Consider the following 20,673-nt stretch of genomic DNA (forward strand, 5'->3'; position numbering starts at 1 on the left):
GAGGGGCCCTGGACGGACTTGCACGGACCCGCGCCGACTCACCCCGTGCGGACTCCGGAGGGAGCCACCGCGGCCTGCGGAGTGCGGAGTCCTGCGTTGACCTGCCCGAGACGGGCTCCTGAGGGGGCCGCCGTGACCTGCGCGGACCCGTGTCGACCCGCCGAGGCGGGCCCCGAAGCAAGCCGCTGCGGCCTGGGTCGGCCTGAACCGGCCTGAACCGGCCTGGACCAGCCTGGATCGGTGCACCGGTGTGAGTGGACGGATTCGTGCGAACCCACCCCGCAAGGCCCCCGGAGGCCGCCACCTCACACCGGCAGCAACCGCGCGATCAACCCACCGAGCTGCACCGCATTGCGACACTCACGCATCTCCACCAGCTCCGCGTACGCGTCCGCCGCCGAGTCGCCCGTCGACCACTGTCCGCGCTGCTCGGGGTTGAGCCAGTACACCTGGCGGGCACGTTCGGAGATCTGTCGCAGGGCGGGGAGGTTCGGGTCGCTCATGTTCGTGCGGGCGTCGCCGAGGATGAATACCGTGGAGCGCGGGCCGACCGCGTCCAGGTAGCGCTCGGCGAATTCTCCGAGCGCGGTGCCGTAGTCGCTGCTGCCGTGCCAGCCCGTGACCGTGGCCTCGCCGAGGATGCGGCCGCCCAGGCCCGCGGGGTCCGCGACGCCGTGCGCGAGCAGCCCGGTCACCTCGTCGACACGGTTGACGAAAGCGAACACGCGCACCTTGCTGAACTGGTCGTGCAGAGCCTGGACGAGGAGCATCGTGAAGTTGGCGAAGCCCGCGACAGAGCCCGACACGTCGCAGAGCAGCACCAGCTCCGGTCGCGCGGGCCTGCGCCGCCGCAGCACGGGCCGCATCGGCACGCCGCCGGTCGAGAGCGAGCCGCGCAGCGTGCGGCGCAGGTCGATGCTGCCGTGCGCGGCACGTCGGCGCCGCGCGGCGAGCCGGGTGGCCAGCTTGCGGGCCAACGGGTGCACCGCGCGGCGGAGTTCGTCCAGGTGTGCCCGGCCCGCGAGGAGGAAGTCGACCCGCTCGGCGGAGGGCGCCACGGCACGCCGCGCGATCTCCTCGGCGCCGCGCCGCTCGGCGACCCTGCGGCGCGCCTCGGTGCGGACCCGCTCGCGGAACCCTTCGATGCGGCGCCGGATCTCGTCGGCCTCCAGCCGTTCCGTGAACTCGCCGCCCTGCGCCGCGGATCCCGCGCGGATGGCGGCCAGGACGCGTGCGAGGAGCGTCTCGGGTGCCAGCCGGTCCAGCGTCTGGTGCGAGGACCAGCCGTCCGACCCCGGCGACGAGCCGTATCCGCCGAAGCCGTCCACCGCCTCGACGGCGAGCTGCCCGATGAGTGCCTGGTCGTCGGCGGCGAGCGCGTCGGCCAGGCGGTCGCGCAGGCCGTCCCTGTCGGCGCCGCGCCCGGCCGCCTTCCGGTGCGTGTCGGAGCCGTCGGGCCCGCCGACACCGAGCGGGAAGTACAGCTCGAAGACGGGGTCGAAGACCGCCCGCTGGCTCTCCTGGTGCAGCAGCGCGGCGGCGAGGCCCTCGCGTACCCGCTCCCGGTCGTCGAGGCCGAGTGCGGCGAGGGCGGCCGCGGCGTCGACGGTTTCGCCGGTGCCGATGCGGATGCCGTGCGAGCGCAGGGCGCGGACCAGTCCGGTGACCCGGTCCGTGACCCGGTCCGTGACGTGATCGGGGCGCGCCGTCACACGGCGTCCAGGTCCAGCTTGGCGCTCGCCTTGAGTACGTCGTCCTGGTGCTTGAGCACGACACCGAGGCTGTCGCGTACGACGGTCTCGTCGAGGGTGTCGGCGCCGAGCGCGAGCAGCGTCCGCGCCCAGTCGATGGTCTCGGCGACCGAGGGCGCCTTGCGCAGATCCATCGCGCGCAGCGCGCCGACGACGCGCACCACGGACGCGGCGAGCGCCTCGTCGAGTCCCGGCACCTTGAGCCGGACGATCCGGCGCTCCAACTCCTCGTCGGGGAAGCCGATGTGCAGGAAGAGGCAGCGGCGGCGCAGTGCCTCGGAGAGTTCGCGGCTCGCGTTGGAGGTCAGCACGACGAACGGGCGGCGCTCCGCGCTGATGGTGCCGAGCTCGGGAACGGTGACCTGGAAGTCGCTGAGCACTTCGAGCAGCAGGCCCTCGACCTCGACGTCTGCCTTGTCGGTCTCGTCGATCAGGAGCACCTTCGGCTGCGCGCCGCGGATCGCGGTCAGGAGCGGGCGCGAGAGCAGGAACTCCTCGCTGAAGATGTCCGTGCGCGTCTCGTCCCAGGACTCGTCGCGGCCCGCGGTGATGCGCAGGAGCTGTTTGGCGTGGTTCCACTCGTAGAGCGCGCGCGACTCGTCGACGCCCTCGTAGCACTGGAGCCGCACCAGGCGCGCGTCCGCCACCTCCGCGACGGCCTTGGCCAGCTCGGTCTTGCCGACGCCCGCGGGGCCCTCCACCAGCAGCGGCTTGCCGAGCCGGTCGGCGAGGAACACGGTGGTGGCGACGGCGGGCGAGGCCAGGTACCCGGTCTCGGCGAGTCGGGCCGCGACATCGTCGACGGACGTGAAGTACCCGGTCGTCATGGGTGAGTTCTCCTGGTTCCTCTGGTTCCTCGGGCTCTTTGGCCCTCGTACCCGATCAGTTCCCGGCGCGCCCCACAACACCCGGACGCCGTTTGCGTCGAACGTCACGTGCCGGGGCCATAGCCCCGGACCCGGTGCCCGGACTGCTGGGTCTCATGGTGAGACCTTCGTATGCTTGCGCCATGAGGCGTACTTCCTTCGCGAACTGGCCGTGCTCCATCGCCCGCACGATGGACCTGCTCGGCGACTGGTGGACGCCCCTGGTCCTGCGGGAGGCGTTCTACGGCATCAAGCGGTTCGACGTGTTCCAGCAGGAGCTGGGGATCGCCAGGAACACCCTGACCGACCGGCTGCGCCGCCTGGTCGACGAGGGACTCCTGGAGAAGCGCCCCTACCAGCGGGACCCGGTGCGCTACGACTACGTGCTCACGGAGAAGGGCCGGGACTTCTTCGGTGTCCTGGCGGCGATGAACAGCTGGGGCGATCGCTGGCTGAGCGGCGACGAGGGCGCACCCGTCGTCTTCCACCACGACAGCTGCGGCCACGAGAGCCCCGCCGAAGTCGTGTGCGCGCACTGCAAGGAGCCGATGACAGCCGCGAACACGCGACCGCGCCTGGGCCCCGGCTATCCGCCCCGCCTCGCCGAACGCCCGGACGTACAGGCGCGGTTCGGCGCCTGATTTCGCACCTCATCCCGCGCGGTCCTGCCGTCTCCACCCCTCGTACGGCTGCGGTGGCTGACCCTTGACGAGTGAGTCCATCTACGCAACTCTCAAGGTCAGCGACGATTCGGAGGGCGGTCGACGATGGAGTGGACGGGTGTGCGGTACGCGGAAGGGCCGACGGTCGAAGTGCGCGGGCGGATCGCCGCCTCGCCGGAACGGGTGTGGGAACTGGTCTCCGACATCGGCCTGATGCCCGCGCTGAGCGCGGAGTTGCGGTCGGTCGCCTGGCTGGACGGCGCGTCCGGGCCGGTGCGCGGAGCCCGGTTCACCGGCCGGAGCAGCCACCCGTCGCTCGGGGAGTGGGAGACCACGTCGTACGTCGTCGAATGCGCGGCGCCACGGGTGTTCGCCTGGGCGGTGTCGGACCCCGAACAGCCCAGCGCCACCTGGCGGTTCACCCTCACGGCGGGCGAGGGCGGCGGCACCGAGCTGACGCAGTGGATGCGGCTCGGACCCGGCCGCTCCGGGCTCTCCTACGCGATCGAGCGGATGCCGGAGAAGGAACAGAAGATCGTGTTCGTGCGGCTGCGGGAGTTCGAGCGGAGCATGACCGCCACGGTCGACGCGATCAAAGGTCTCGCCGAGGGCACGGCGACGCTGCCGATCCGGCGGGGAGAGGGCGCCTGATGCGTACGTCCACGACCATCGAGGCATCCGGCGCGAACTGGCGGGAGACCGTCGACTTCGTCACCGAGGCGGAGAAGCTCGGCATGGACATCTGCTGGGTGGCCGAGGCGTGGGGCTCCGAAGCCCCCTCCCCGCTGGGCTACTTGGCGGCCCGCACCGAGCGCCTGCTCCTCGGCTCGGGGATCATCCAGCTCGCGACCAGGAGTCCCGTCGCCATCGCTCGCGCGGCGATCACGCTGTCGCAGATCTCCGAGGGGCGCTTCCTGCTGGGCCTCGGTCCGTCCGGGCCGCAGGTGATCGAGGGGCTGCACGGGGTGCCCTTCGCGCGCCCGCTCACCCGCATGCGGGAGACCGTGGAGATCGTCCGACGGGCGGTCGCGGGCGAGAAGATCTCGTACGAGGGGCGGGAGTTCGTGATCCCGCTGCCCGGCGGCGACGCGCGCCCCATGCGCCTGTCGATGCGCGCGGAGCATGACATCCCCGTCCATCTCGCCACGCTGTCACCGAAGATGCTCCGCCTGACCGGTGAGGTCGCGGACGGCTGGCTGGGCACCAGTTTCGTACCGGAGGGCGCGAAGGAGGCGTACTTCGACCATCTGGACGCGGGACTCGCCGCGGCGGGCCGGGTCCGTGCCGATCTCGACATCTGTCAGGGCGCGGAGGTCGCCTTCGCCGACGACGAGGGCGTGTTGCGGGCGATGGTCGCCAGCCGCAAGAAGGAACTGGCCTTCAGTCTCGGCGGGATGGGCTCCGCCACCACGAACTTCTACAACAGCGCCTACAGCAGGCAGGGCTGGTCCGAGGTGGCCGGGGAGGTCCGCGAGCGCTGGCGGTCCGGCGACCGCGAAGGCGCCGCCGGACTCGTCACCGACGAGATGGTCCTCGCGACCACGCTGATCGGCACCGAGGAGATGGTGCGCGCACGGCTGCGGGTCTGGCGTGCGGCGGGCGTCGACACGGTCCGCCTCTATCCGGCGGGCGAGACGCTGGAGGCGCGGCTGGCCACGCTGGGGCGGGCGATTGAGCTCGTACGGGAAGTGGGGGCGGGAGCGGAGGCCGGAGCGTAAGGGAGAGGCGAGAGGCCGGCAATCGACAGAAGTAAAACGCAGACACTTATTTCCATGACATAGGTAAAAGGTCTACGCTTCTTTTGTTGATCTCGTACTCACGACGCAGAGGAACCCGTCATGGCGACCCCCTCGACCGACGCCCGCGCCGCCCGGCTGCTCGGCAGGCCCCTCACCCTCGGCGACCTGACGCTCCGGAACCGGATCGCGATGGCCGCGGTGACCCGGCGCTTCTCACCGGGCGGCGTGCCCGGCGAGGACGTCGCCGCCTACTACGCCCGGCGCGCGGCGGGCGCCGCCGGTCTCGTCATCACGGAGGGCACCTACATCGGACGGGAGGCGGCCGCCGCCTACACCCGCGTGCCGCACTTCCACGGCGATGAGGCCCTTGCGGGCTGGGCGCGGGTGGCCGAGCGCGTGCACGCCGCCGGTGGCCGGATCATGCCCCAGCTGTGGCACACCGGCGTCGCCCGCGCCGAGGCGTCACCCGGCGCCCCCGCCGAGGGTCCTTCCGGCGTCGACCTCGACGGCCGTCCGCACGGCGGCGCCATGACGCTCGACGACATCGACGACGTCGTCCGTTCCTTCGCCGAGGCCGCGGCGACAGCCGAGCGCATCGGCTTCGACGGCGTCGAACTGCACGGCGCGCACGGCTATTTGATCGACACCTTCCTGTGGCACGGCACCAACACCCGGTCCGACGCCTACGGGGGTGACTTCGCCTCGCGCGCCCGTTTCGCCGCCGAGATCGCCGCGGCGGTGCGGGCCGCGGTCTCGCCCGGATTCCCCGTCCTCTTCCGGCTCTCCCAGTGGAAGACCGACCACTACGACGCGCGGCTCGCCGAACGGCCCGAGGAGTTGGAGCAGCTGCTCGCCCCGCTCGCCGCGGCGGGCGTCGACGCCTTCCACGCCTCCACGCGCCGCTACTGGCTGCCCGAGTTCGAGGGCAGTGACCTCAATCTCGCGGGCTGGGTGAAGAAGCTCACCGGCAGGCCCTCGATCACCGTGGGCTCCGTCGGCCTGACCCAGCAGTTCAACGGCGCGCCGGGGCGCACCCAGCGGTCCGGCGTCAGCGACATCGAACCGCTCCTCGACCGCATGGAGCGGGACGAGTTCGACCTCGTCGCCGTCGCCCGCGCGATCGTCGCCGACCCCGAGTGGCCCGCCAAGGCGCTCACCGGGCGCCTCGACGAGGCGGTGCCGTACGACGCGTCGCTGCTCGACGCCCTGGTCTGAAAGAGTGGGCCGTCCCGTAGACGCCCCGGAGAGTGAGCTGTCATGACCTGGTCCGCGACCGAGCGCTACCGCCTGGAGCCCGCTCCCGGCGGCCTGGGACTCGTCCAGGACCTGCTCAACACCGTCTCCGCGGGCCTGCCCGAGCGGCCGGACCTCCTGGCCGACCTCACGCGCGCGCAGACGTGGACGGACGGCGCCGTCGCCGCATGGGCGTCGGCGACAGGGCGGCCCACGCCGACGGTGGTCCTCGCCGACGCCGACGCCGACGGACTGCGCGAACTCCGGGACCTCCGTGACGGCCTCGCAGGGGCTGCCGCGGAGACCGTCGCCGAGACGCGGACCGGCGCCGACGCGGGGCTGCGGCTCGGCGCGGACGGCGTCGTCCACCTGGAGCCGCGCGGCACGGGCGCGCACCTCTTGGTCTCGCTGGTTCTCGCCGCGGTCCACGAGGCACAGCAGGTGGACACCAGGCGCCGCCTCAAGACGTGCCGCAACCCGCTCTGCCGCGTCGCCTTCTACGACCGCTCACGGAACAACAGCGGTGTCTGGCACGACGTCAAGACCTGCGGCAACGCGGCGAATCTGCGGGCCTACCGGGCCCGGCGGCGCGAGCGGGCGGACTGACGCGCCCGCCCGCCCGCGCCGCCGACGGCCGGGGGTGTGATCAGGCGTCGAAGGGCGTCAGGACGAACACCGGGATCTCCCGGGTGGTCTTCTTCTGGTACTCCGCGTAGTCCGGCCAGGCCGCCACCGCGCGCTCCCACCAGGCCTGCCGCTCCTCGCCGGTGGCGACGCGTGCGCGGTAGTCCTTGCGCACCGGGCCGTCCTGCAGCTCGACATGGGGCTGGGCGACGAGGTTGTGGTACCAGGACGGGTTCGCCGGGTCGCCGCCCTTCGAGGCCACCACCGCGTACTCCCCGTCGTGCTCCACGCGCATCAGGGGGTTCTTGCGGAGCTTGCCGCTCTTGGCGCCGACCGAGGTCAGCAAAATGATGGGCTTGTCCTTCATGGTCGTGCCCTCGGTGCCGCCGGAGCTCTCGTACAGCTCGGCCTGCTTGCTCGCCCAGTCCCAAGTCCCGGGCTCGTACTCTCCAGTCAGAGGCATGACCCGTCCAACGCGGGGTGCTCCGTGATTGTTCCTGGTGTCAACCGACGCTCCTCCATGTCACCCGGTCGGGGGTCTGTCAGGCGTCGGGCCGGTATCCGGTGGCCACGCGCGCGTAGGAGTGCAGCGCCGTGATCACCTCCTGACGGCTCCTGCGCCCCGCGAGGACGTCCATCTGGTAACCGTCCTCCAGCGCCACGAAGTTGGCGGCCACCAGGCGTGTCGGATCCTCGAGGGTGAAGTGCCCCTGGGCCTCGCCCAGGACGAGGATGCCCTGGTAGACGGAGATCTGGCGTTCCGCGAGGACGCTGTCGAGCGATGCCGCCTTGGGGTCGCGCAGCGTGCGCGGCCAGTACTCGAACATCAGCCGGGGCAGCCGGTCCTGCGGCCCTGTCGCCACACCGTGGCGGATGCAGTCGAGCAACTGCTCCCTGGCGTCGTCGTGCCGCGCCGCCGCCTCCTCCCGGCTGCGGCAGAACCGCTCGATGCCCTGCTGGAACGTCTCGTACATCAGGGCGTCGAGGTCTTCGTAGTAGTAGAGGACCGCCGCCGGGGTGACGCCCGCCTCCTGCGCCACGTCCCGCAGGCGCAACCCCTCCAGGCCGCGACTGAGCAGTGCCCGCTCCGCCGCCTCGCCCAACTGGGCCCGCCTGGCCTCCTGGTCCTTGCGCCGCGCCACCGCGTCCCCTCTTCTCTTCCCTGTCGCCGGATTCTTTGAACCAAGGCTAAAAGATACCTGCGCCGGGGTTGACGCGGCGAGTGCTGTTTTCTTAAATCTTCGTTTAGTGAAAGTGCCGCACTCTCCCGAGGAGGCCCTCATGACCACTGACGCCACCGGGGCGCCCCCGGACACCCCGCAGGACAAGGGCCTCAGGAGCGACTCGGTCGGGCTGCTCGCCACCGTCGCCCTCGGGCTCGCCTCGGTCGCGCCCGCCTACAGCTTCGCCGTCACCCTCGGCCTGGTGACCCTGGTCGTCGGGGACCTGGCGCCCGCGGCCCTGCTGCTCGGCTTCGTGCCGATCCTGCTCACCGCGTTCGCGTTCCGCGCGCTCAACCGGGAGATGCCGGACTGCGGCACCACCTTCGTCTGGAACACCCGGGTCTTCGGTCCGGCCGCGGGCTGGCTCGCGGGCGGCTGGACGCCGCTGGTCGCCACCGTGTTCGCCATGACGGCGCTGGCGCGGGTCGGCGCGGGCGCGCTCCTCGGCTTCGCGGGCCTCGACGCGGCGGCCGACAGCAGCCTCGCGGTCGCCGCCACCGCCGTCCTGCTGATCGCCCTCACCGCCCTGGTCGCCTACCGAGGGGTGCGGCTCGCGGCCCGGGTGCAGTACGCGATGCTCGGCCTCCAACTCCTCGCGCTGCTCGCGTTCGGCGTCGCGGCCCTCGTCAGGGACGGTGCCGCGACGCCCTCCCCGGCGTTCTTCAACCCGCTGGGCTTCGACGGCTTCGGCTCCCTCGCCGAGGCGGTCCTGCTGTGCCTGTACATCTACTGGGGCTGGGACGCGCTCATCACCTTCAACGAGGAGACCGCCGACAGCGGAAGGACCCCCGGCAGGGCCGCCCTGATCTCCACCGTCGTGCTGCTGGTGACGTACCTCTTCACGGCGTTCGCCGCGATCTCCTTCGCGGGCACCGGCAGTTCGGGCCTCGGTCTCGGCAACGCGAAGGTCGCGGGCGACGTCCTCACCGGTCTCGGGCCCGCCGTGCTCGGTGACGCGCTCGCCAAGGTCGTCCAGCTGGCCATCGGAGTCTCCGCCGTCGGCGCCCTGCTGACCTGCGCCGCCGCGGCCCCGCGCACCACCTTGTCGATGTCGGCCCACGGCGCGCTGCCCGGCGCCTTCGCCCGGATCCATCCGCGCCACCGCACCCCCGCCTTCGGCACGTTGTTCTTCGGCGGTGCGGCGGCCGCCGTCCTCGTCCTGCTGACCGTCGTCTCCACCGACTTCCTCGGCGACGCGATCCGCTGCGTCGGCCTGCTCATCGCCCTCTACTACGGAGTGACCGGAATCGCCTGCGCCTGGCACTTCCGCCACCGCCTGCGCGGCTCCGCACGGGACCTGCTGGTCCGCGGCGTCATGCCGGTCCTCGGCGGCCTCATGATGCTCGCGGCCTTCGCCCGCAGCGCCTACGACATGTTCGACCCGGCGTACGGCAGTACGTCCCTCGGCGGCGTCGGGGGAGTCTTCCTGCTCGGCGTCGGCTCGGTCCTCGTGGGCGCCGTCGCCATGACCGCGCTCCGCGGTCGTCACATCGGCTTCTTCCGGCACGGCCGCACGGCCGTCACCCGCCTCACCGTCACGGAGAACTGAACCACCATGCGCACCTTGGCCATCGCCGCAGTCCAGACCACCCCCGTCCCGCACGACCTGCCCGCCAGTTTCGAACGCTTCGCGAGCCGGGTCCGCGCCGTGCGGCAGACCTTCCCGCACGTCCAGCTCGTCGTCGTGCCCGAGCTGATGCTCAGCGCCGAGGCCCCGCTCCTGGCGGACGGCGGCTCCTGGCTGACCGAGGCGGCCTGCGCCGTGCCGGGACCGCTCACCGACCGCCTCCGCGCGCTCGCCCGGGAGACCGGCCTGTGGCTGGTCCCCGGCAGCGTGTACGAGAAGGCGGCCGACGGGCGTGTCCACAACACCGCGCTCGCGATCTCCCCGGACGGCGAGATCGCGGCCCGGTACCGCAAGGTGTTCCCCTGGCAGCCCTACGAACGGACCGCGCCGGGCGACGAGTTCGTCGTCTTCGACCTGCCGGGCATCGGCCGCGCGGGCCTCGCCATCTGCTACGACGGCTCCTTCCCCGAGACGGCACGCCAACTGGCCTGGCTGGGCGCCGAGGTGATCATCCAGCCCACCCTCACCACCACCCGCGACCGCGAGATGGAACTCGTCTGCGCGCGCGCCAACGCCTGGACCAACCAGGTGTACGTCGTCAACGTCAACGCGGCCGACCCCGCGGGCGTCGGCGCCAGCGTGATCGTCGATCCCGAGGGCATCGTGCGCCAGCAGGCGGGCGGCGGCGAGGAAGTCCTCGTCGACGTACTCGACCTGGACACGGTCACGCGCGTGCGCGCCTACGGCTCCGCCGGGCTCAACCGGCCGTGGGATCAACTCGCCCGCTACGGAGAGCGCGTCAAGCTGCCCATGTACGGCGGGACGTTCCGGCCGGCTCCCTGGCAGGCCTGAAGCCGCGCCGGGCGGCTCGGCGCCCGTCGACGCGGAACCGGGACCCGCCCCGCTCCCGCCGACCCGCGATGCGTTAGAAATGCATCAATGGTTCATCAGGACATCAGGGGCAGAACATGACGGGGCAGGGCATACCCGAGGAGTATCTCGACGGCTACGCCCGCATCCTCGCCGGCGCCTCCGCGACCGGGCGCAGGCTGACCCGCGACGAGCTGGAATCGCGGCGCGTGCTGGGGGAGCGGGCCGCCGACGCGGGTCATGGACTGCGCGCCCTGGTGGGCGCGCACCTGGCGGCGACCCGCGCCCACTGGCCCGCCGCGCACGCGGTCTCCACCGACAGCGTGCTGGCCGCCGCCGAGCAGGCCGTGGACGCCTTCGCCGAAGGATACGAGCGGGCCCAGCGGCTAGCCGTACGGCAGGAGGAGGCGGCGCGGCGGGAGTTCATCGACGACCTGCTCTACGGACGCAGCGACCTCGGCCTGCTCGCGGAGCGCGCGGAGCGCTTCGGGCTTCGTCTCTCCTACGAACACGCCGTCGCCGTCGCCCAGGGGCCCGACGGCTACGAGGAGGGGCATGCCGTGCCGCGCGAGGTCGAGCGCGCCCTGATCGGCAGGTTCGGTGACCGCAGCATCCTGGTCACCACCAAGGACGGCCGCCTGGTGTGCATCGCCCCCGGCGACCAGGATGAGGTGCTCGCCTACTTCGCCAAGCAGGCGTACGCCGCCACCGACGGCGGCCGCGTCGCCATCGGGCGCCCGCAGCCCGGTCCCGGCGGCGTCGTCCAGTCGTACGAAGAAGCGCTCAACGCCCTCGACCTCGCGGCGCGCCTGGAGCTCGACGAGCCCGTGCTGCGCGCCGCCGACCTGCTGGTCTACCCGGTCCTCACGCGTGACCGGCAGGCCATGGCCGACCTGGTGCTCAACACGCTCGGCCCGCTGCGCCAGGCCCGCGGCGGCGCGCGGCCGCTCCTGGAGACACTGACGGTGTTCTTCGACGCGGGCTGTGTCGCGGCGGAGGCCGCCCGCAGGCTGACGCTGAGCGTGCGCGCCCTGACCTACCGCCTGGAACGCATCCACCAGCTCACCGGCGCCGATCCCGCCGACCCGGTGCACCGCTACACGCTGCAGACCGCGGTGATCGGCGCGCGGCTGCTCGACTGGCCCGACAAGGAGTTCTGAGGGCGGGTCCCCGGTCCGGGGAGCCGTCGCGAGGGATCGGGCCCGGGTCGCTGCGGACCCGGGCCCGCGCCCTACGGCAGTTGCGGAATCTCGATCGCCGGGCAGCGGTTCATCACCATGGCGAGACCCGCCGCGCGGGTACGGTCGTACGCCGCCTCGTCGACCACGCCGAGCTGGAACCAGACCGCGTCCGCCCCGGCCGATACGGCCTGGTCGGCGACGTCGCCCGCGAGCTCGCTGTTCACGAACACATCGACCACGTCGACCTTGAACGGCACGGCGGACAGGGACGGATAGCCCTGCTCGCCGTGGACCGTCTCGGCCTTGGGGTGGACCGGCACGACGCGCTTGCCGAAGCGCCGCAGGACGGCGGCGACTCCGTACGCCGCCCGGTCCTGGTTGTTGGACAGGCCGACGACGGCCCAGGTGTCACCCAGCTCCGTCAGGATCTCGCGCACCGTTTCCTGGTCGCCGTACATGACCTGCCTCCTCGATGTTCGCGGGCGTGGCTCAGACGTTGACGCCGAAGTCCGACGCGATGCCGCGCAGCCCGCTGGCATAACCCTGGCCGACCGCGCGGAATTTCCACTCGGCCCCGTGCCGGTAGAGCTCGCCGAAGACCATGGCGGTCTCCGTCGACGCGTCCTCGGACAGGTCGTAGCGGGCGATCTCGGCGCCGCCGGACTGGTTCACCACGCGGATGAAGGCGTTGCGGACCTGGCCGAAGCTCTGGCCGCGGTTCTCCGCGTCATGGATCGAGACCGGGAAGACGATCTTCGCGATGTCGGCGGGCACCTGCGCGAGGTTGACCTTGACGGCCTCGTCGTCGCCCTCGCCCTCACCGGTGAGGTTGTCACCGGTGTGTTCGACGGATCCGTCGGGGCTGGTGAGGTTGTTGTAGAAGACGAAGTGCTGGTCGGAGACGACCTTGCCGGACTCGTTGCACAGCAGCGCGCTCGCGTCGAGGTCGTAGTCCGTGCCGGTCGTGGTGCGCACGTCCCAGCCGATGCCGACAAGAACGGCGGTCAGGCCAGGGGCCTCCTTGCTGAGCGAGACGTTGCCGCCCTTGGCCAGGGAAACTCCCACGATGTCCTCCTGCGTTCCGGGGTCTGGTGCGTCCCGGCCCTTGGTCGCGGCCGGGACAGTGAAATCTACAGGACTGTAGAAGAGGGTGGGGCGGCGGTCGCCCGTTACGATGTGGCGCTCGCGGAGCGTCGCGGGATCCCCCGCGGAGCGGCCGCGGGACACGAGAGGCCGGAGGGGCGCAGGGCATGACGGACCACGAACGCGAAGAACCGCAGCCGCGGCTGCGGCGGCGCGCGCAGGGCGAGCTGGAGGCACAGGTGCTCGCCGCGCTGCAGTCCGCGCGCGAGCCGGTGAGCGCCGCCTGGGTGCAGGAACGAATCGGCGGCGACCTCGCCTATACGACCGTGATGACGATCCTGACGCGCCTGCTCGCCAAGGACGTGGTGACCCGTGAGCGCGCGGGCCGTTCCTTCGCCTGGACGTCCGCGTCCGACGAGGCCGGGCTCGCCGCGTTCCGCATGCGCAAGGTGCTCGACGGCGAGAGCGACCGCGGGGCCGTGCTCGCCAGCTTCGTGACGACCCTGTCGCCCGGCGACGAGGAGCTCCTGCGCGGGCTGCTCGGGCGGGCGGACGCAGAGCCCGACGACTGACGCCTGATGGGAGTCCTCCGCTGATGGGCGTCTTCGTCTTCCTGCCCCTCGTCCTGCCGCTGACCGCGTGGCCGATCGCCCGCCTCGCCGAACAGCACCTGCATCCGCGCGCCGCGACCCGGCTGCTCACCGCGGTCGCCGGAGTGATGGCCCTGTGCAGCACGCTCTGCCTGGCGCTCCTCATGGTCGTCGGCACCGCGCAATTGCCCGGCAACCCCCTGCCCGACGCCTGGTCCGACCCCGAGGTCCGGGCGGCGGTGCCCTTCGACGAGTACGCGGGCCGGGCCGCGATCCCCGCGCTGCTCCTGGTGTGCGCGGCCTGTGTCCACACGCTGTGGCGGCACGGCAGGGTGCGCCGCGGCGCGCGCCGCGCCGTCGAGGGGCTGCCGGGCTCGTCCGTCGCGGTGCTCGCCGACGAGGCGTCGTACGCGTACGCCCTGCCCTCGCGCGAAGGCGGCCGGGTCGTGGTCACCACCGGCATGCTCGGCAAACTCGCGGCCCCGGAGCGGCGGGCGCTGTTCGCGCACGAGCGGGCACATCTGGCCGGGCGGCATCACCGGCACCTGCTGGTCACGCAGTTGGCGGCCCGCGCCAATCCGTTCCTGCGGCCGCTGCGCACCTCCGTCGCCTACACCGCCGAGCGGTGGGCGGACGAGACGGCGGCCCGCGCGGTGGCCGACCGCCGTGTCGTCGCCCGTGCGATCGGCAAGGCCGCGCTGGTCTCGCGGGGGACCCCGGCGCCTTCGCTGGCCGGTCTCGCCGCGGCGGGACCGGTGCCGCGCCGCGTGGCCGCCCTGCTGGGCCCCGCGCCCGCCGCCCGCAACCGGCCGCCTTCGGTGTTCACCGGCGTGGGCCTCGCCATGTGGGGCGCCGCGTTCGGCACCGCCGTCTCCGCGATGTCCTCGGCGAACTCCGCGGTGACGATGGTGCTCATCCTCCGCGCGGCGACGCCGCTCTGACGCCGTGTGGCGACACCGCTGTGCGCGGTGTCGCCACACGGGACGGCCGTGATCCGCCGGACAGGTCCTAGAGGTCGAACTCGTGCGGCGGCAGGTCGAGGGCGAAGCACGCCTCGCGCACGACCGCCTGCTCGTCCTTGTCGAAGTCGCCGTCGGCGCCGCCGATGACGATGCCGATCTGGATGACGGCACGCGCCTCCGCGGGCTTCTTCTTCGCCTTGGCGACCTCCTGGAGGACGCTCACCTTGCCGAACGCGAAGTCAGCGGTCAGCTTGTCGACATACTCGTTGAAACGGCGCTGCAGGTCGTCCGCGGCGAAGTTCTGCAACACCTCGTTCGTGCCGATGAGCTGGGCCACGCGCTGGCGCTCGGAGGCGTCGACGGAGCCGTCGGCGGCCGCCACCAGGGCGCACATCGCCATACTGGCGTCACGGAAGGCGCCGCTCTTGAGGTCGTTCTTCTTCGCCATCAGCTGGGTCTGCATCGTCGATGCGGATTCCTTGACGCGGTCCCACAGGGCCATGGAGAACTCCATAAAAAATCGATGTATCAGGGGTGTTCGGCGCGGTCCGGTCCGCCGTGCGCGGGTCCGGGGCCTCGCCGATATCTACAGCAGAGTAGAAACTAGCAGTCGGGGCGAGAAGTTCCCGACCGGAAGGCGCGTGCGATGACACCGACGGCATACGAACTCCTGCGCACCACGACCGAACGCCTCGCCCCCGAAGCGGACTCCAACCCGCTCGTCCCCCTCATCGCGGACGGCACCGCGCACCCCCGCACCCTCGCGGTCCTCGCACTGGAACAGCGCCACGTCATCCCCGCCGACCAGCGCTCCTTCCGTCATCTCGCCCAGCGCGCCGCCGAGACCGGGGACGCGGAGTCCACCGCCTTCTTCGACGCCCTCGCCGACGGCGAATCACTCGCCGACGAGCGGCTCGCACCCCTCCTCGACGCCTGTTCGGTGAGCGAGACGGAGACGGCGACGTACGAGCCGCAGGCGGGCTGCCAGGCCTACCCGGCGTACGTGGCCTGGCTCGCCCTGAACGGCGAACCGGCCGACGTCGCACTCGCGCTCACCGCCAACTTCGCCTCCTGGGGCGGCTACTGCGCGACGATCGCCCGGGCGCTGCGCGACCACCACGGCTTCACGGACGAGGCCTGCGGATTCTTCGACCTGTTCGCCGAGCCCGCGCCCGACCTGGACCGCCACGCGCTGGCCGCCGTGCAGGCGGGGCTCGACCGCGGCCGGATCACCGCGGTGCACCTGCGCTACGGGCGGCTCGTGCAGCGCTACGAGGCGATGTTCTGGCAGACGCTCGCGGACGGTGACGCGGCGGTGCGGGGCCGCTGACCGGCAGCTGACCGGCACCGGATCGCTCCGGGCGTGCGCAACTCCCTTGGCGCAAGAGGGTCTTCCCAGCCGTGGCGGGTGCGGAGTACGGTCCTCCAGCCAGGACCAAGGGTCTAGTCCTCCGGGCTTCCCCGTCGTTGCTTCCCCGTCGTTGCCTCACCGTCGTTCCCGCCGTCCCGGCCCCTCCGGGACCCCGAGACCGGAAGTACGCGCGTGACCGCACCTCGCTCCTCCGTACCGCCTTCCGTGCCTGTCGCCGATGCCCCGCCCGAGTCCGCGTCCGCGTCCGAGTCCGCAGCCTCCTCCCGTGGCCTCAAGGACGGTGCCGTCGGCACCGGCGACCTGGTGTTCTTCGTGGTCGCGGCCGCCGCGCCGCTGACGGTCATGGCGGGCGTCGCCCCGCTGGCCATCGGCATGGCGGGCCGCGCGGCACCGCTCGGCTACCTCCTCTCGGGACTGCTCCTCATCGTCTTCGCCGCGGGATTCACCGCGATGAGCCGGTTCGTGCGCAACGCCGGTGCCTTCTACGCCTACATCGGACGCGGCCTCGGCCTGCCGACCGGAGCGGGCTCCGCGTACGTCGCGCTCTTCGCGTACAACGCGATCGAGGTCGGCCTGCTCGCCGCCTTCGGCTGGTTCACCGAAGCGGGCTTCGAGGACCTCACCGGTGCTTATGTTCCCTGGTGGGTCTGGGCGTTGGGCGGCCTCGTCGTCATCGGCGCGCTCGGCTACCTCAAGGTGACGCTCAGCGCCAAGGTGCTCGGCGTCGCGCTCGTGCTCGAAGTCCTCGTGCTGCTCGTGTTCGAGGCGGGCGTCCTCGCGCACGGCGGCGGCCCGCAGGGACTCGACCCCGGCACCTTCTCCCCGGCACACCTCGGCGAGTCGGGCGTGGGCGGCATGTTCGTCCTCGCCATCGGCGCCTTCGTGGGCTTCGAGGCGACCGCGATCTACGCCGAGGAGGCACGGCAGCCGGCCAGGACCGTGCCGCGCGCCACCTACATAGCCGTGGCGTTCCTCGCGCTCTTCTACACCTTCACCGTCTGGATGATCATCAACGCCTACGGAGCGGACCGCGCCCAGGCCGTCGCGAACGGGGACGACGGAGCCGACATGGTCTTCTCGGCCACCGAACGCTTCGCGGGGGCGTGGGCCGCCGACTCCATGCACGTGCTGATCATCACGAGTGCCTTCGCCGCCACCCTCGCCTTCCACAACGGCGCGGCCCGCTACTTCTACGCGCTCGGCAGGGAGGGCCTGCTGCCCGCCCGCCTCGGCACCGTCTCCGCCAGGACCCGGGCGCCCGCCACCGCGGTGGTCACGCAGTCGGCCGTCGCGCTCGCCGTGATCGTCGTCACCGTGCTCGCCGGAGCCGATCCGTACTCCGTCACCTTCCTGTGGAGCAGCGGCTCCGGCATCCTCGGCGTGATGCTCATGCAGGCGCTCGCCGCGCTCGCCGTCCACGGCTTCTTCCGCGGGAACCGGCGCGCCATGCCCTTCTGGCGGGTGGCCGTGGCCCCGCTGCTCGCCTGCGCGGGGCTCGCGGTCATGATCGTCCTGGTCTGTGCCAACCTCGACCTGCTCACCGGGGCCTCGACAGGCGTCAACGTGGCCCTGATCGCCCCGTTGCCGCTCCTGTTCGTGGCCGGGGTCGCGGTGGCCCTGCGGATCCGGCGGCGCGACCCGGCGGCGTACGAGCGACTGACGACGGTGGACACGGAGCGCGTCTGAACGAAGCGCGTCTGAGGGGCCCGATGGTGAGGCCACCGCACACCGACCGGCACGAACAGGGAGAGCACCACAGCATGACGGCGACGACCCTCGTCTTCCTCGGCACGATCCGCACCGGCTCCGAACCCGGCGACGACACCACCGCACTCGCCGTGCGCGACGGCCGGATCCGCGCGCTCGGCGACGCGGCCCTGGCCCTGGCCGCGGACGCCGACGAGGTCGTCGAGGTGGGTGAGGGCCTGCTGATGGCCGCCTTCGGAGACGGCCACGCGCACCCGCTCTTCGGGGGCCTGGAGAGCTTCGGACCACAGATCAAGGGGCTCGGCTCCGTCGAGGACATCGTCTCCGAAGTGGGGCGTTGGGCGAAGGAGCATCCGGAGGCGGAGTGGATCGTCGGGGCTTCGTACGATCCCGCGCTCGCGCCCGACGGGGAGTTCGACGCCCGCTGGCTCGACGGCGCGGTGGCCGACCGGCCCGTCGTGCTGCGCGCCGACGACTACCACACCGTGTGGTGCAACACCGAGGCGCTGCGCAGGGCCGGAGTGACGGCGGCCACCCAGGAGCCGCGTCTCGGCTGGATCGTGCGCCGCCCGGACGGCACGCCCCTGGGGACGCTGCGCGAGTGGCACGCCTGCGACCTCGTGCTCGACCAGGTGCCCGCGCGCGCCGAGGACGAACTCGTCGAAGCGGTGCGCCGCGCCGGGCACGCGTACGCGCGCGCGGGCCTGACCTGGGTCCAGGACGCCTGGGTGGAACCGGAGATGGCCGACGCCTACCTGGCCGCGGCGCGGCGCGGGGCGCTCGGCTTCCGCGTGGACCTGGCCCAGCGCGCGGACCCCGACCACTGGCGCGCGCAGCGGGAGCGGTTCGCCGCCACCCGCGCGCGGGTGGCGGCCGAGGGCGGCGAACTGCTGAGCGCGCGCACCGTGAAGTACTTCAGCGACGGCGTCATCGAGGGCGGCACCGCCGCGATGCTCGCCCCCTACCTGGACGCGCCGCACAGCTGCGGCATGCCCGTCTGGGAGCCGCGGGCGCTCGCCGAGGCCGTGCGCGCCTTCGACGCCGACGGCTTCCAGACGCACATCCACGCCATCGGCGACGCGGGCGTACGCGCGGCGCTCGACGCCGTCGAATCGGCGATCGGGACCAACCCGGCCTGGGACCGCCGCCCGGTGATCACCCATGTCCAGGTCGTGGACCCCGCCGACCTGCCCCGCTTCGCCGCCCTCGGCGTCATCGCCAACTTCGAGCCCCTGTGGGCGCAGCCCGACCCTTTGCAGACCGAGCTGTCCATCCCCCGGATCGGTGCCGAGCGGGCCGCCCTCCAGTACCCGATGGGCCACCTCGCGCGCGACGGGGTGCGTCTCTCCTTCGGCAGCGACTGGCCCGTCAGCTCACACGTGCCGCTGGAGGGCATCCAGGTCGCCGTCACCCGGCGCACCTTCGCCGGGGAACCGGAAGCGGGCTGGCTGCCGCACCAGCGGCTCACCGTCGAAGAGGCGCTGACGGCGGCGACGGCGGGCGTCGCCCACCAGGCGGGCGCCGACGACCGGCTGACCCTGGCCCCGGGGTCCCCGGCCGATCTGGTCCTGCTCTCCGCCGACCCGCGCGTGGTGGACCCGATGGAGATCCGCCACGCGCGCGTGCTCGGCACCTGGCTCGGCGGCCGCCCTACGTACCGGGAGGAGCGGCAGGACCGGCCGTGAACGGCAGCACGATGGCGGTGGCGGCGATCCCGTCACGCACCGCCCACTGCCCGGAGAACACCTTCAGCTCGACGCCCTCCACCACGGGCCCGGCCACCAGCAGGCGCGCACGGAACGTGCCGTCGGGAACCAGCTCGACCCGGGCCTCCTCGAAGCCGAGCCACCGCCCGGTGAGCGGGAACCACGTCTTGTAGACGGACTCCTTCGCGCTGAAGAGCAGCCGGTCCCAGGGCGTCCCCGGATGCGAGACGCCGAGCGCCTTGAGCGCGGCGCGCTCCGTGTCGTCGGCGACCAGCTTCAGTACGTCCGGGTCGCGCAGCGGTTCGGCGGGCTCCGCGTCGATGCCGAGCGAGGCGACCTCGGCCGCCCGCGCCACCACCGCGGCGCGGTACCCGGCGCAGTGCGTCATGCTGCCGACGACGCCGTCGGGCCAGCGCGGCGCGCCCCGCTGCCCCGGCAGGATCGGCGCGGGTGGCACTCCGATGCGGGCCAGCGCGGTTCGCGCACAGTGCCGCACGGTGGTGAACTCGTCGCGCCGCTTGGCCACGGCGTTCGCCACGACGGCCGCCTCCTCCGGGAAGAGGACCGCGTCGGCCGGGTCGACCCTGGTCTCGACGACGGTGACGGGCACGGAGCTGAGCAGGGCTGCCAAGAGGCCCGAGGAGTCCGGGACTTGGCGCACGGGTATCGAGGGTGACGTCACGAGAGATCACGGTACCCGGCGGGCGCCGCGCGCGGGTGTGCGGTCCGCCCGCACCGCACCCGGGCCGGGGCCGGGTCGGGGAGACACCTCCCGAGCGCCTACGCTGGCCCGATGCAGGACGAGTACCGCACAGTGGCCCGCGAGGGCGTGCACGAGATCGAGATCAACCGCTCGCGCTTCCTGTGCGCCCTCGCGCCCGCGGCCACCGAGCAGGAGGCCCAGGCCTTCGTCGCCCGGATCCGCAAGGAGCACCCGACCGCGTCCCACAACTGCTTCGCGTACGTCATCGGGGCGGATGCCGCCGTCCAGAAGGCGAGCGACGACGGCGAACCCGGCGGCACCGCGGGCGTCCCCATGCTGCAGATGCTCACGCGCCGCGACATGCGCTACGTCGCCGCGGTCGTGACCCGCTACTACGGAGGGGTCAAGCTCGGCGCGGGCGGACTCATCCGCGCCTACGGAGGAGCGGTCGGCGAGGCCCTCGACACCCTCGGCACCGTCACCCGCCGCCGCTTCCGCCTCGCCACGGTCACGGTCGACCACCAACGCGCGGGCAAGCTCCAGAACGACCTGCGCTCGGCCGGGCGCGAGGTGCGCGACGTCAGCTACGGGGAAGCGGTGACGATCGAGATCGGACTGCCCGACGCCGATGTGGACACCTTCCGCGGCTGGCTCGCCGACGCCACGGCGGGCAGCGCGGTGTTCGAGCTCGGGGGAGAGGCGTACGGGGACGCGTGAGCGGGGCCGTGTGACCGGGGCCTGGGAGCGCGGACGGGTCGCGGGTGGTGCCGCGAGGCAGGCCGGAACGGGAGTAGCCGCCCGTGATGTCCGACCCGCCCGTTAGTCTCGGGAATC

The 20,673-nt window shown here is 72.5% G+C and carries 22 protein-coding genes; 14 read left to right on the top strand and 8 right to left on the bottom strand.

Annotation, left to right across the window (positions count from 1 at the left end):
- Positions 1 to 305: 305 nt before the first annotated feature.
- Together CP970_RS40375 and CP970_RS40380 are read right to left on the bottom strand one after the other, a co-directional pair.
- On the bottom strand, positions 306 to 1,712 hold the full coding sequence (locus CP970_RS40375; RefSeq protein ID WP_055544469.1) for a VWA domain-containing protein: 1,407 nt from the start codon (positions 1,710 to 1,712) through the stop codon (positions 306 to 308).
- Positions 1,709 to 2,578 carry an AAA family ATPase gene (locus tag CP970_RS40380; protein WP_055544468.1) on the bottom strand — a complete coding sequence of 290 codons (870 nt, stop codon included), beginning with the start codon at positions 2,576 to 2,578 and terminating at the stop codon, positions 1,709 to 1,711. The genes CP970_RS40375 and CP970_RS40380 overlap by 4 nt, the downstream gene beginning before the upstream one ends.
- A 182-nt stretch (positions 2,579 to 2,760) precedes the next feature.
- Between CP970_RS40380 and CP970_RS40385 the strand changes: the two genes are divergently transcribed.
- The 5 genes from CP970_RS40385 to CP970_RS40405 all read left to right on the top strand — a co-directional run bounded on the left by CP970_RS40385 (position 2,761) and on the right by CP970_RS40405 (position 6,857).
- The gene (locus CP970_RS40385) at positions 2,761 to 3,258 is read left to right on the top strand and encodes a winged helix-turn-helix transcriptional regulator (RefSeq protein WP_055544467.1); all 498 of its coding nucleotides are present in this window, start codon (positions 2,761 to 2,763) and stop codon (positions 3,256 to 3,258) included.
- Positions 3,259 to 3,384: 126 nt separating this feature from the next.
- Positions 3,385 to 3,930, top strand: coding sequence for an SRPBCC family protein (locus CP970_RS40390; protein ID WP_055544466.1), 546 nt, complete (start codon positions 3,385 to 3,387; stop codon positions 3,928 to 3,930).
- Positions 3,930 to 4,997 (top strand): LLM class flavin-dependent oxidoreductase, encoded by a 1,068-nt coding sequence (locus CP970_RS40395; RefSeq protein ID WP_055544465.1) that lies wholly within the window; start codon positions 3,930 to 3,932, stop codon positions 4,995 to 4,997. Before CP970_RS40390 ends, CP970_RS40395 begins: the two co-directional genes overlap by 1 nt.
- A gap of 120 nt (positions 4,998 to 5,117) precedes the next feature.
- Positions 5,118 to 6,233: an oxidoreductase gene (locus CP970_RS40400; protein WP_055544464.1), complete on the top strand. Its 1,116-nt coding sequence runs from the start codon at positions 5,118 to 5,120 to the stop codon at positions 6,231 to 6,233.
- 42 nt (positions 6,234 to 6,275) lie between these two features.
- Positions 6,276 to 6,857: a CGNR zinc finger domain-containing protein gene (locus CP970_RS40405; RefSeq protein ID WP_055544463.1), complete on the top strand. Its 582-nt coding sequence runs from the start codon at positions 6,276 to 6,278 to the stop codon at positions 6,855 to 6,857.
- A 40-nt stretch (positions 6,858 to 6,897) separates the two neighbouring features.
- Here the strand turns inward: CP970_RS40405 and CP970_RS40410 are convergent, their stop codons facing one another.
- Together CP970_RS40410 and CP970_RS40415 are read right to left on the bottom strand one after the other, a co-directional pair.
- On the bottom strand, positions 6,898 to 7,338 hold the full coding sequence (locus CP970_RS40410) for a nitroreductase family deazaflavin-dependent oxidoreductase (protein ID WP_055544462.1): 441 nt from the start codon (positions 7,336 to 7,338) through the stop codon (positions 6,898 to 6,900).
- Positions 7,339 to 7,417: 79 nt separating this feature from the next.
- Positions 7,418 to 8,017: a TetR/AcrR family transcriptional regulator gene (locus CP970_RS40415; RefSeq protein ID WP_055544461.1), complete on the bottom strand. Its 600-nt coding sequence runs from the start codon at positions 8,015 to 8,017 to the stop codon at positions 7,418 to 7,420.
- Between the two features lie 139 nt (positions 8,018 to 8,156).
- On the opposite strand from CP970_RS40415, the gene CP970_RS40420 reads away from it, so the two are divergent.
- From CP970_RS40420 to CP970_RS40430, 3 genes are all read left to right on the top strand, one after another.
- Complete coding sequence (locus CP970_RS40420; RefSeq protein WP_055544460.1) at positions 8,157 to 9,647, top strand: APC family permease; 1,491 nt, start codon at positions 8,157 to 8,159, stop codon at positions 9,645 to 9,647.
- A gap of 6 nt (positions 9,648 to 9,653) precedes the next feature.
- Positions 9,654 to 10,517 (top strand): carbon-nitrogen hydrolase family protein, encoded by an 864-nt coding sequence (locus CP970_RS40425; protein WP_055544459.1) that lies wholly within the window; start codon positions 9,654 to 9,656, stop codon positions 10,515 to 10,517.
- Positions 10,518 to 10,633: 116 nt separating this feature from the next.
- Positions 10,634 to 11,695 carry a PucR family transcriptional regulator gene (locus tag CP970_RS40430; RefSeq protein WP_055544458.1) on the top strand — a complete coding sequence of 354 codons (1,062 nt, stop codon included), beginning with the start codon at positions 10,634 to 10,636 and terminating at the stop codon, positions 11,693 to 11,695.
- A gap of 71 nt (positions 11,696 to 11,766) precedes the next feature.
- On the opposite strand, the gene CP970_RS40435 is transcribed toward CP970_RS40430, so the two are convergent.
- Entirely contained in the window at positions 11,767 to 12,174 is a 408-nt protein-coding gene (locus CP970_RS40435; RefSeq protein WP_055544457.1) for a CoA-binding protein, read from the bottom strand.
- Between the two features lie 31 nt (positions 12,175 to 12,205).
- On the bottom strand, positions 12,206 to 12,781 hold the full coding sequence (locus CP970_RS40440; protein ID WP_055544456.1) for a TerD family protein: 576 nt from the start codon (positions 12,779 to 12,781) through the stop codon (positions 12,206 to 12,208).
- A 185-nt stretch (positions 12,782 to 12,966) separates the two neighbouring features.
- Here CP970_RS40440 and CP970_RS40445 point away from each other — a divergent pair, with 185 nt between their 5' ends.
- A complete protein-coding gene (locus CP970_RS40445) occupies positions 12,967 to 13,371 on the top strand; it encodes a BlaI/MecI/CopY family transcriptional regulator (RefSeq protein ID WP_055544455.1) in 405 nt (134 codons plus the stop codon).
- 23 nt (positions 13,372 to 13,394) lie between these two features.
- On the top strand, positions 13,395 to 14,330 hold the full coding sequence (locus tag CP970_RS40450; protein ID WP_055544454.1) for a M56 family metallopeptidase: 936 nt from the start codon (positions 13,395 to 13,397) through the stop codon (positions 14,328 to 14,330).
- Positions 14,331 to 14,397: 67 nt separating this feature from the next.
- Here CP970_RS40450 and CP970_RS40455 read toward each other — a convergent pair whose 3' ends face one another.
- Positions 14,398 to 14,853: a tellurite resistance TerB family protein gene (locus CP970_RS40455; RefSeq protein ID WP_055544498.1), complete on the bottom strand. Its 456-nt coding sequence runs from the start codon at positions 14,851 to 14,853 to the stop codon at positions 14,398 to 14,400.
- A 144-nt stretch (positions 14,854 to 14,997) separates the two neighbouring features.
- On the opposite strand from CP970_RS40455, the gene CP970_RS40460 reads away from it, so the two are divergent.
- From CP970_RS40460 to CP970_RS40470, 3 genes are all read left to right on the top strand, one after another.
- A complete protein-coding gene (locus tag CP970_RS40460) occupies positions 14,998 to 15,681 on the top strand; it encodes a hypothetical protein (RefSeq protein ID WP_055544453.1) in 684 nt (227 codons plus the stop codon).
- A 213-nt stretch (positions 15,682 to 15,894) separates the two neighbouring features.
- Entirely contained in the window at positions 15,895 to 17,409 is a 1,515-nt protein-coding gene (locus CP970_RS40465; RefSeq protein WP_055544452.1) for an APC family permease, read from the top strand.
- 74 nt (positions 17,410 to 17,483) lie between these two features.
- Positions 17,484 to 19,115 (top strand): amidohydrolase, encoded by a 1,632-nt coding sequence (locus CP970_RS40470; protein WP_055544497.1) that lies wholly within the window; start codon positions 17,484 to 17,486, stop codon positions 19,113 to 19,115.
- Here CP970_RS40470 and CP970_RS40475 read toward each other — a convergent pair.
- Positions 19,081 to 19,767, bottom strand: a complete 687-nt coding sequence (locus CP970_RS40475; RefSeq protein WP_079043222.1) for a 4'-phosphopantetheinyl transferase family protein — start codon at positions 19,765 to 19,767, stop codon at positions 19,081 to 19,083. The two genes, CP970_RS40470 and CP970_RS40475, sit on opposite strands and share 35 nt — an antisense overlap.
- 162 nt (positions 19,768 to 19,929) lie before the next feature.
- Between CP970_RS40475 and CP970_RS40480 the strand changes: the two genes are divergently transcribed.
- The gene (locus tag CP970_RS40480; RefSeq protein ID WP_055544451.1) at positions 19,930 to 20,556 is read left to right on the top strand and encodes a YigZ family protein; all 627 of its coding nucleotides are present in this window, start codon (positions 19,930 to 19,932) and stop codon (positions 20,554 to 20,556) included.
- The last annotated feature ends 117 nt before the right edge of the window (positions 20,557 to 20,673 follow it).

Origin of the sequence: Streptomyces kanamyceticus (assembly GCF_008704495.1) — a bacterium.
Classification (GTDB): Bacteria; Actinomycetota; Actinomycetes; order Streptomycetales; family Streptomycetaceae; genus Streptomyces; species Streptomyces kanamyceticus.